Annotated in this window: 13 protein-coding genes and 1 pseudogene; 13 read left to right on the top strand and 1 reads right to left on the bottom strand. The window is 46.3% G+C overall.

Annotated elements, in window-relative coordinates; translation table 11 throughout:
- A pseudogene (locus tag EST42_RS10740) lies at positions 1-224 on the bottom strand (hypothetical protein); the annotation flags it as partial.
- Between the two features lie 247 nt (positions 225-471).
- Between EST42_RS10740 and EST42_RS08760 the strand changes: the two are divergent.
- From EST42_RS08760 to adhE, 13 genes are all read left to right on the top strand, one after another.
- Positions 472-690: a hypothetical protein gene (locus EST42_RS08760; protein WP_134645077.1), complete on the top strand. Its 219-nt coding sequence runs from the start codon at positions 472-474 to the stop codon at positions 688-690.
- 107 nt (positions 691-797) lie between these two features.
- On the top strand, positions 798-1,223 hold the full coding sequence (locus tag EST42_RS08755; protein WP_134645076.1) for a hypothetical protein: 426 nt from the start codon (positions 798-800) through the stop codon (positions 1,221-1,223).
- Positions 1,224-1,674: 451 nt separating this feature from the next.
- On the top strand, positions 1,675-2,397 hold the full coding sequence (locus tag EST42_RS08745) for a DUF4811 domain-containing protein (protein ID WP_134645074.1): 723 nt from the start codon (positions 1,675-1,677) through the stop codon (positions 2,395-2,397).
- A 97-nt stretch (positions 2,398-2,494) separates the two neighbouring features.
- Positions 2,495-2,674, top strand: a complete 180-nt coding sequence (locus EST42_RS08740) for a hypothetical protein (protein WP_134645073.1) — start codon at positions 2,495-2,497, stop codon at positions 2,672-2,674.
- Positions 2,667-2,825, top strand: a complete 159-nt coding sequence (locus tag EST42_RS10625) for a hypothetical protein (protein WP_167711208.1) — start codon at positions 2,667-2,669, stop codon at positions 2,823-2,825. The genes EST42_RS08740 and EST42_RS10625 overlap by 8 nt, the downstream gene beginning before the upstream one ends.
- 69 nt (positions 2,826-2,894) lie before the next feature.
- Positions 2,895-3,212, top strand: a complete 318-nt coding sequence (locus tag EST42_RS08735) for a pilin N-terminal domain-containing protein (protein ID WP_167711206.1) — start codon at positions 2,895-2,897, stop codon at positions 3,210-3,212.
- Positions 3,167-3,499, top strand: coding sequence for a hypothetical protein (locus EST42_RS08730; protein WP_134645071.1), 333 nt, complete (start codon positions 3,167-3,169; stop codon positions 3,497-3,499). The genes EST42_RS08735 and EST42_RS08730 overlap by 46 nt, the downstream gene beginning before the upstream one ends.
- A 17-nt stretch (positions 3,500-3,516) precedes the next feature.
- Positions 3,517-3,846 carry a hypothetical protein gene (locus tag EST42_RS08725; RefSeq protein ID WP_134645070.1) on the top strand — a complete coding sequence of 110 codons (330 nt, stop codon included), beginning with the start codon at positions 3,517-3,519 and terminating at the stop codon, positions 3,844-3,846.
- 51 nt (positions 3,847-3,897) lie between these two features.
- Positions 3,898-4,305: a DUF697 domain-containing protein gene (locus EST42_RS08720; RefSeq protein WP_134645069.1), complete on the top strand. Its 408-nt coding sequence runs from the start codon at positions 3,898-3,900 to the stop codon at positions 4,303-4,305.
- Positions 4,306-4,414: 109 nt separating this feature from the next.
- Positions 4,415-5,014, top strand: coding sequence for a hypothetical protein (locus tag EST42_RS08715; protein WP_134645068.1), 600 nt, complete (start codon positions 4,415-4,417; stop codon positions 5,012-5,014).
- Between the two features lie 50 nt (positions 5,015-5,064).
- The gene (locus tag EST42_RS08710; protein WP_134645067.1) at positions 5,065-5,397 is read left to right on the top strand and encodes a hypothetical protein; all 333 of its coding nucleotides are present in this window, start codon (positions 5,065-5,067) and stop codon (positions 5,395-5,397) included.
- A gap of 74 nt (positions 5,398-5,471) precedes the next feature.
- Positions 5,472-7,367: a M13 family metallopeptidase gene (locus EST42_RS08705; protein ID WP_134645066.1), complete on the top strand. Its 1,896-nt coding sequence runs from the start codon at positions 5,472-5,474 to the stop codon at positions 7,365-7,367.
- 609 nt (positions 7,368-7,976) lie between these two features.
- Positions 7,977-10,161 (top strand): bifunctional acetaldehyde-CoA/alcohol dehydrogenase (gene adhE, locus EST42_RS08700; RefSeq protein ID WP_134645065.1); only part of this gene is annotated, 2,185 nt, incomplete at its 3' end.

Here is a 10,161-nt window from a genome sequence, read left to right as displayed (position 1 = left end):
AGATAAATCTCGATGTCATCTGTATATCCATACTTAGTGACATGCTCTAAGAAACCGCAGTCAGGGCAACGCATAATGTCACTCTCAAGAGTGGCATGTGTAATCAATGCTTTTTGGTTATCTTTACCACGATACTCATAACGGTTATATTCGTTGACAGAGTTCACGATAAATTTAAAATTTGGGTCTGTTAATCCGACGTAACGTAAGATAGTATTGTTCATATGCATCAGTTCCTTTAGATTTGGTTTGACGACTTTAATCTACATCAGGTAACTGGTGTTTTTCTTTTTGTAATTAAGAATTAAGCACCAACACCAGAAAGTATAGAGCCTCTAAAATTTGATAATCTTATGCTTAGCGAGTAGTTCTGAAAACAGGACTGCTCGCTTTTTGTTCATAATTCGTCCACAGTTTAAGTGCGCTTACTTGGCACACTAAAGTAAGTGCATTTTAGGTAGGGAGAGACTGATGATCGAAAAACTAAAAGACTGGTTAAAAAGTCACACGTTATGGCGCTGGGCGATTCGCCCACCATTGCGCGTGCAACTGAAACAATTAAATACAGCTAAGCCAACGGTGTTTTATCTCGGGTTACCGGAACACGTTAACTTAGGGGAACAGGCGATTGCTAAAGCTACTGAATTTTATCTACAAGAACAATTACCACAACATCAAGTCGTGTGGTAGTGAAGCGTTTAAAAAAATGGCCGATTATTTAGCTGCCACAATCGGTATTCTTTATTGATAAGCAAGAACATACGTTATTAAAGAAGTACTATGATGACGCAGACCGCTTGGTACTAGTCGCTCGTGAGGAACAAGCCTACAGCGCGATGCAACAAGCCTTCACGCGCCTGTCGATGCTTGTACCAGACATGGTGTTTGCGTTGAAAGGCCGGTTAAAAGAGTTGCCGATTCAACGTGAAGGGGTGATATTTCTATTCTGTCACGATGTGGAAAAGCTGTATAACGGCAATATCCGCGATGGCGTGATTGAGCAACTCGGTGATTTGTTTGACCGGGTGACGGTGACGGACACCGTGTTGCCAACCGGCGTGCCATTGGATCAACGCGATGACGTCTTGATTCGCTTCTGGCGTCAGATGGCGAAGCACGAATTGGTCGTGACGGGCCGCTTGTACGGCATGATTTTTCACGCCAGTTCCGGTCACTTAATTTCTACTTGGCAAACTTTCGCAAGGGAGAGTAGCAATAGCTGAACGTGCGCGCGAGTTAATACGTAACACAGGGCTTTTTGCAACCGGGTCATTATCGACAAAACTCCTGAGTTTGTTGATGGTGCCATAATCAGTATTGGCTTGAGCGTGGTCACCGTGCCGTTCTTGGGGATTATCGGCGCAAGTTTGGCTAGTTGTGTTGACTTTGCAGCGGTGCTAGGGATTCGCTTATATGAAAACCGGCGCTTCGTCGGCATTCGCGTGACTTGGTCGGTGATGTTGAAATGTTGCCTGGTAATCGATCTACAAATTGGACTAATGTGTCTGCTACCAGTTGGCTGGTTGCAGGGCGCCTGATTAAGTTTACCGATGGTGGGCTTAATTTGGTCCGATTAGCTGTATATTATCAACGCATATTCGGCACCCTAACTAACAAAAGATAGGGGTGGTTTGTTATACTTGAGTTAACGCGTTAATTTGAAGGAGAAGCAGTATGATTGTCTTATTTGTTTTGGGAATTGTGTTATTAGCTTACGCTGCCATTAAAGGGATCACGCGCCATGAAGTGCGTTGGCCAGCTTTGGTAGTGGGGTTAATTTTGACTGTTTTGATGGGGCTTGGTTTACAACGCGCCCAAGAACGACACTTTTTAATGGCCAAGGTGCCGGTTGAAAAGACACAAAAGATTGCCCCAGCGTTGACAATTAACGGCATTAAGTTGATTACAACGCAAAAGGCGAGTGATGGTGAGATTCGTTATACCTACACGTTGGGTAAGAAGAGCTACCAAACGGTCACTCAAAACGCGAAGACAATCGTTAAGACGGCGGACAAGAAAGCGACGTTGAAGACGGAAGTGATGACGTACCAAGCGACATCTGGTTGGCGTCGCTTCATGTTGCTAGGTCAAGAAACCTTTGAAAAGGGTGCTGCAACGTATACGTTGTCAGTACCAAAGGATTGGTACTTTGTGACGACGAGCCAAGCCAAGACTTTGCAAAACATGGTCAAGGATTCAAAGGCGGGCATTGCTAAGGAAGTGGCAGCTGAAGTCAAGCAACAATTTGCGGATAAGGCCAAGGCTGACAAAAACTTTGTTAAGAACAAGGATGCCCAAGCCAAGTTGCAAGCTCAAATTGTAACGGATGTGACGAACAAAGCGAAGCAAACCCTTGATCAAGCCATGTTAGAGAAAATTCAAAGCTGGCACAATTAAGACATAAAATACTAGAAGTTCCTAAATGTCCCGCGACAGTTTGGGAACTTTTTTGCGACACTTTATAGTGAATAGAGCCATAGGGGGGACGCAAACTATGGCGAAATGGCGCAATATGGTGTTGATTTGTACAATCGCAATGCCATTGGTAATGGGGAGTGGCACAGCACACGCGGCTGAGCATAATAGTGATGTGGCTGAAACGGATGTCACGTTGCATAAATACATCACAACAAACACAGTTTTATCGGGGCAACGGAACGATTGGGTTGAATAACCCGTTTACAGCTGAAAATTCAGAGTGGTCAAATGCTGGTAAGGGGTATGAATTTACCGCCTACAAGTTAGCGAATGGCGTAATCAAATTGGCAACCAATGGGACCATGACGATTTCAATTGAGCGGGTACCTGAATTGGACTTGGCATAGTCAGACTTACTGACGGTGCGCTCTTGTGAAACAGCCGCTTATAAGGAAGCGACGAATCCATCGAATGATGTGAGTGACAATATTGTTAAATTGAAGAGTGGGGTCACGGAGCAACAAGTGGCCGACTTGCAACAATACTTGGCTAAGACGTCAAGTGATCGCCAAACGGACGCGACGAATAACGATGGTGACGCCACGTTTGATGACTTAGACAATGGTCAGTGGATTGTGTTTGAAACAGATGCACCAGATGCGGCCTCAACGTTAGCGCAACCCATGATTTTGAACTTAACAATGAAGAATGCGTGCCGATACGGCGCAAGGCACGTGGCTCGATGGCAGTGGCGATTACAATTGTTAACTTGTATCCTAAGGATTTCATGCTAAGTACGGAAGAGCCAACCATTAATAAGATGATTAACACGATGCAAAATGTTGGTGTGGATGAGTTGACGGCCAAGTGGGATGACCCCAAGGGCCACCCAGTTTATGGCAGTAATGTGGTGTCTGATGACGGCGCAGCGGTGAAGAGCGCGGTGACGTTCCTAGAAAATGACAACATATATGGGGTGCCGCGTGGTAAGTCATACAACTACACCTTGGATATGCAACTGCCGAAATCGATCGACAGTTTTCATCATATGGGTTTGTCGACACGATTCCATATGAAGTAACGGTTAACTCATGGACCATGTATGCCCAAATTGATGGACAATTGACGGCATTGCTACAGGCCGTTGACCCTAATGGAAACGACAGCAAGAGTTCAAGTGACGGTTTGTCGCAACCAACGGCTGAATTCCAGGATTTGAAGGATGCCAAGGGTGTGATATTGGGTACGGACACACAGATTACCGGTTTGGTGGAGAACTTAGATGGGTACTATGTGCACATTAAGAGCTACGCCAAGGGTATGTGGCCAGTTAGTGGTGGCATCGGGGCAGTGGTTGCCTTTGCTCTCGGTGGAGTGTTGATGACCAGTGCTTACCCCAAGCGTCGTTTTGACCGACGAAACGATTAGCCAAATGGCACGGTGATTTTCTTGTATAATAGGGACAAGGAGGTGACGTGTATGACACAAAAGGATAAAGCGAAGAGCATCATTCACAGCGCTTCAGCCGCTGCGGGTAGTGTGGCATTATCACCAATTCCCTTTACGGATGCGGCCTTGTTAGTACCGATTCAGGTGGGGATGATTACGTCGTTATTTAAGGCGTATGATCAAAAAGTGATGCAGGGGGCCATTCGTGGTGCCGTGTGGGCAGTCGCCGCAACCTCGTTTGGTCGTGGCGTTGTCGGAAATGCCTTTAAGTTCGTCCCTGGTTTAGGGACGGTAGCTGGGGCAACAATTTCGGCCACCACGGCGGTTGGCTTAACCGAAGTAATCGGCTGGGCAATTATGGATGAACTAGAGACAGGTAACAAAGTCCAACCGGGTGATATTTTCGGCATCATTATGAATGCGGTAAAAAAGCGTTAATAGAATAGACCAAAAATGACGGCGGAAACGCCGTTTTTTTTTACGAAAATTTCAGGGTGAGGACCACGTGGGGAGTTGTGGTCGGGGAAATAAATAAGGACCAAACAAAATGAAAAACACACAATCATTGCTTTTGATTAGTACCTTAGTTGCACCGATGATACTCGGCACGTCAGGTGTGGCTGCCAAGTCAGCAGAAGCAAATCCACCCAAGGAGACGCTGGTTCGCATCCATGCGGTGACGGACATGAACGCTAGGCCGGTTGACTGTCGTAATCAACACGATTACTCGGGTAATGGTGGCATTCAGGACTTGAATAAGATTGTTGAAGACAACTCAAGATGGGAGCCAACGGTTGGGGCGATGTATGAAGCCTTTGCCTTACCGACTGGAACGGTGACGTATGAAGGCGAAGATATGAAGCTGGTCATCAACGATACGTTCCATTTGACAGTGGATGGCAAGGTGTGGCGCTGGACGGATATTCTGAAGCCGGTCCGGGCTGATACGCTGGGACCTGTTACGACGAACCTGATTAAAGAGGACGGTAATATTTCATCTTGGACTATCGAAATTGCGGGTGGCATGGACGTGCGTAAGGTCGTCTACAACCTAACGGATTTGGATCCACGTACGCTACATCCGAAAGGTTTTAAGAATACTGACGCGCAAGGCCTTGACTTGGGCCCAAGTTTTGGTAACGGATAACAGCAATGAAGCACAACTGAAGAAGGCGCTCCTTTTGTGGTTTATAAGGGATGATTAACAGGGTTAGCGAAGAAGGGGTTACGGGGATGACGGAATATGTCACGAAGGAAGCGTTTGAAAAGTTCAAGGCAGAGGATTTTGCGCAAGTACGGCAGGACTTAGCCGTTCTGACAGTAAAAGTTGATCACTTAGATGATAAGTTGAATACGTTGTCAGAAGAAGTGGCGGTTTTACCAATGACTAGTGACGTGAAGGTGCTGATTCATGAAGCGTTCAAAGAAGCCCGGGGGATCGCTATTAGTCTCGGGGTGATGATTGCGGTCATCACGGGGACGATTATTGCTATCCTATCGTTTGTATTTTCGGTTTACGTTGGCCATTAAAACTCACCATGTTCGGGCTTATTTCGAACAAAAGTGATAAAATAATGAGAAATAAATAGAACGAGGTACAACGCATGGCAACACGAATGCAAGATGATTTTTATGATGCGCTTAATGAAGCGTGGGAAGCAGATGCGGTCATTCCAGCTGATAAATCACGAACTGGTGGTTTCAGCGACTTGGCGGATGATATCGAAGAATTGATGTTGGACACGACGGATGCCTGGCAAGCAGGCCAAAACGTACCAATTGATGATATTTTGGCTAATTTTGTGAAGTACCACAAGTTGGCAGCCGATTTTGCGGCCCGTGATGTATTGGGTACTGACCCAGTGAAGCCATTGATTGCGCGCTACCAAGCGTTTAAGTCATTTGCTGACTATGCGACACACATCATTGAATTGGAAAAGGCTGGCTTACCAAATGCTTTGCCAATTGGGGTAGCGCCAGACTTCAAGGATGCACGCACGAATGTGTTGTGGGCAGATGCACTAGGTATTATTTTGCCAGATAGAACCTACTATGCACCTGATCATGAACAAGGTAAGGAGTTGTTGGCGAAGTGGCGGGCAGCGCAAGAAGATTTGTTGCCTAAGTTTGGCTTCAGCGCTGATGAAATCAAGGACTTGTTGGATAAGTACTTGGCTTTCGATGCCCGCATAGCTAAGGTTGTGTTGAGTCAAGAAGAATCAGCTGAATACGCCAAGTTGTACCACCCCTACAAGTGGGATGACTTCACAGCTTTGACACCAGCCTTGCCATTGGATGAGATTTTGACAGCCATGACGGGCACGACGCCAGAGATGGTTGTTGTACCGGAAGAACGTTTCTGGGCAGCATCTGATCAATTCTTCTCTGAAGAAGCCTGGCCTTTGTTGCAAGCAACGTTGATTGTGGGCATTGCAAACGCCTTTACGGATTACTTGTCAGATGAGGTCCGAGTGCTAGGTGGGGCTTATGGCCGGGCCTTGTCAGGAACGCCGGAAGCGATGAACCAACGTAAGGCCGCTTATTACTTGGCAGCTGGTCCATACTCACAAGCGCTTGGTTTGTGGTATGCAGGTGAAAAGTTCCCTGAAGTCGCCAAGACTGACGTGGAACAAAAGGTTGCCACGATGATTGATGTGTACAAGGAGCGCTTGCAAACCGCTGATTGGTTGCAACCAGCTACGCGTGAAAAGGCGATTGTTAAGTTGGATGCCATTGTGCCACACATCGGCTACCCAGAAAAGTTGCCTGATCGCTATAAGGACAAGATTGTTGATGATGGGGCGACGTTGTTTGAGACGGCGGAAAAGTTCCGTGCGCAAGGCGTGGCTTACCAATGGTCAAAGTGGAATCAACCGGTTGACCGTGACGAGTGGCACATGCCAGCACACATGGTGAATGCTTACTACGATCCACAACAAAACCAAATTGTGTTCCCAGCGGCAATTTTGCAAGCACCATTCTATAGCTTGGATCAATCATCATCTGCGAATTACGGTGGTATTGGGGCAGTTATTGCTCACGAGATTTCACACGCCTTTGATACGAATGGAGCATCTTTTGATGAAAATGGTAGTTTGAACGATTGGTGGACAGAAGAGGACTACGCCGCTTTTAAGTCACGTACCCAAAAGGTGATTGATGAGTTCGATGGTTTGGATTCATACGGGGCTAAGGTGAATGGTAAATTGACGGTATCGGAAAACGTTGCTGATCTTGGTGGTGTTGCTGCGGCTTTGGCAGCAGCGAAGCGCGATGCTGATTTCTCAGCAACGGACTTCTTTAAGAGCTGGGCAACCATCTGGCGTCAAAAGGCACGCCCTGAGATTATGCAATTGTTGGCCGCTTCAGATGTACACGGACCAGCAAAGTTCCGTGTGAATGTGACGGTATCGAATTTTGATGATTTTTACACGACGTTCGATGTGCAACCATCTGATAAGATGTACCGCGCACCTGAAGATCGCGTGATGATTTGGTAATCAATGGCTAATAAAATAAGATCTGTATTGGAATTTTCCGACGCAGACCTTATTTTTTATAAATTTTTCTTTTTTCGAAGCGGTCGATGGGAGACGACGGCGATGTAGGCGCCGACCAATGAAAAAAGGCCAAAAGAAAAACCACGTACACTCTCCAAAGTAATCGTGGTCAAACTTTAATAGCTAATTAAAGTGCGACTTCTCGGTATTCCGCCACAAATTTAGTATATAACAGACCGAATGTGTTTGCCGCCAGGCAGACCGTATTCGGTTTTTCTTTACACATTACAGTGTAGTTTCTTAGAAAGTAGTTAGTTAAACAATTCACATAACCGGATTTCCCTTACTTAAAAACATGAAAACGCATTCAAAAACAAGGTTAAATGAACATTTTTTCACTAATTTACATAAAAGGGTTGCACTTAATTTGTGCCATGTGATATTATTCACGTGTAGAAAAAATCAGTTCTAAAGCTTGGCATTAAAGCATGCTTGATAAGGATAATGAATTTTGGCAAATGGTATTGACAACCATTTGTGAAATGATATACTAATTATGTTAACAAATGAGCAAACAAAAATTTGAAAGATTATTTAGAGGTAAAAATCATGGCTGATGCACCTAAGAAGAAAGTTTTAACGGCAGAAGAAAAGGCAGCACGTTTCGAAGCTGCTAAGAAGATGACGTCAGAGTTGGTCGACAAATCTGAAATCGCTTTGAAGGAATTCTCAACGTACACACAAGCACAGGTTGATAAGATCGTGGCTGCAATGGCTTTGGCTGGTTCAGAAAACTCATTGTTGTTGGCCCACGAAGCGCACAATGAAACTGGTCGTGGTGTTGTCGAAGACAAGGACACGAAGAACCGCTTCGCCTCAGAATCTGTTTACAACGCCATCAAGAACGACAAGACGGTTGGTGTGATTTCAGAAGACCGCGTAACTGGCAAGGTTGAATTGGCAGCGCCACTGGGTATCTTGGCTGGTATCGTCCCAACGACGAACCCCACGTCAACGGCGATTTTCAAGTCGATGTTGGCCGCAAAGACGCGTAACACGATTGTATTTGCCTTCCACCCACAAGCTCAAAAGTCATCAGCGCACGCTGCTAAGATCGTTTACGATGCAGCTGTCGCTGCCGGGGCACCTAAGAACTTCATCCAATGGATCGACACGCCATCACTAGATGGGACAACGACGTTGATTCAAAACCCAAAGATTGCCTCAATCTTGGCAACGGGTGGTCCTTCAATGGTTAACGCCGCTTTGAAGTCAGGAAACCCATCAATGGGTGTTGGTGCTGGTAACGGTGCTGTGTTCGTGGACGGAACGGCTAACGTTGACCGTGCGGTTGAAGACTTGCTATTGTCAAAGCGTTTTGACAACGGTATGATCTGTGCCACTGAAAACTCATTGGTTATCGAAGCCCCTGTTTATGACGAAGTCATGCGCAAGTTGCAAGAACAAGGTGCTTACTTGACGCCAAAGAAGGACTACGAGAAGGTTGCTAACTTTGTCTTCAGGCCAAACGCAGAAGGTTACGGGGTTAACGGACCAGTTGCTGGTATGTCAGGTAAGTGGATTGCCGAGCAATCAGGTTTGAAGTTGCCAGAAGATAAGGATGTTTTGTTGTTCGAATTGGACAAGAAGAACATCGGTGAAGCTTTGTCATCAGAAAAGTTGAGTCCTTTGTTGTCAGTCTACAAGGCTGCTGACCGTGAAGACGCCATTGAAATCGTCCGCGCTTTGTTGAACTACCAAGGTGCTGGCCACAACGCTGCTATCCAAATTGGTGCCCAAGACGATCCATTCGTTAAGGAATACGCTGACAAGATTGAAGCATCACGTATCTTGGTTAACCAACCAGATTCAATCGGTGGTGTGGGAGATATCTACACGGATGCACTGCGCCCATCGTTGACGCTAGGAACTGGATCATGGGGGAAGAATTCATTGTCACACAATTTGTCTACTTACGATTTGCTTAACATCAAGACGGTTGCCCGTCGTCGTAACCGGCCACAATGGGTCCGTTTGCCAAAGGACATCTACTACGAGTCAAACGCTATTACGTACCTACAAGAATTGCCAAACATCGACCGCGCCTTTATCGTGGCCGACCCAGGTATGGTCAAGTTCGGCTTCGTCGACAAGATTTTGGATCAATTCGCACTCCGTGCGGACCAAGTAAAGACCTCAATCTACGGTTCTGTTCAACCAGACCCAACAATTGGTCAAGCTATCGATATTGCCCGTCAAATGGCCGAATTCCAACCAGACACGGTTGTCTTGATTGGTGGTGGTTCAGCGCTTGACGCTGGTAAGATTGCCCGTTTCTTGTACGAGTACTCAGCCGAAGAGGGTCACGAAGGTATCTTAAACGACGATGCTGCCTTGAAGGAATTGTTCGGCGAGTTGGCACAAAAGTTCATGGATATCCGCAAGCGTATCGTGAAGTTTGATCACCAACACTTGACGCAAATGGTTGCAATCCCAACGACGTCAGGAACTGGTTCTGAAGTAACGCCATTCGCAGTTATCACAGATGATGAGACGCACGTGAAGTACCCACTGGCTGACTACGAGTTGACACCACAAGTAGCTATCGTGGACCCAGAGTTCGTGATGACGGTGCCAAAGCGCACAGTTGCCTTCTCAGGTTTGGATGCTTTGTCACACGCTTTGGAGTCATACGTTTCAGTAATGGCTTCAGAATTCACCCGTCCATGGGCGTTGCAAGCCATCAAGTTGATCTTCGATAACTTGGAGACGTCATACAAGTACGACCCAGCCC

Origin of the sequence: Weissella cibaria (genome assembly GCF_004521965.1) — a bacterium.
Classification (GTDB): domain Bacteria; phylum Bacillota; class Bacilli; order Lactobacillales; family Lactobacillaceae; genus Weissella; species Weissella cibaria_A.
The sequence above is the reverse complement of the archived record's forward strand: the minus strand, read 5'-3'. Positions and strand labels throughout refer to the sequence as shown.

Coding starts and splice junctions, on each gene's coding strand:
- EST42_RS08760 (WP_134645077.1), top strand. CDS start 472: ATGATCGAAAAACTAAAAGACTGGTTAAAAAGTCACACGTTATGGCGC.
- EST42_RS08745 (WP_134645074.1), top strand. CDS start 1,675: ATGATTGTCTTATTTGTTTTGGGAATTGTGTTATTAGCTTACGCTGCC.
- EST42_RS08740 (WP_134645073.1), top strand. CDS start 2,495: ATGGCGAAATGGCGCAATATGGTGTTGATTTGTACAATCGCAATGCCA.
- EST42_RS08725 (WP_134645070.1), top strand. CDS start 3,517: ATGTATGCCCAAATTGATGGACAATTGACGGCATTGCTACAGGCCGTT.
- EST42_RS08720 (WP_134645069.1), top strand. CDS start 3,898: ATGACACAAAAGGATAAAGCGAAGAGCATCATTCACAGCGCTTCAGCC.
- EST42_RS08715 (WP_134645068.1), top strand. CDS start 4,415: ATGAAAAACACACAATCATTGCTTTTGATTAGTACCTTAGTTGCACCG.
- EST42_RS08710 (WP_134645067.1), top strand. CDS start 5,065: ATGATTAACAGGGTTAGCGAAGAAGGGGTTACGGGGATGACGGAATAT.
- EST42_RS08705 (WP_134645066.1), top strand. CDS start 5,472: ATGGCAACACGAATGCAAGATGATTTTTATGATGCGCTTAATGAAGCG.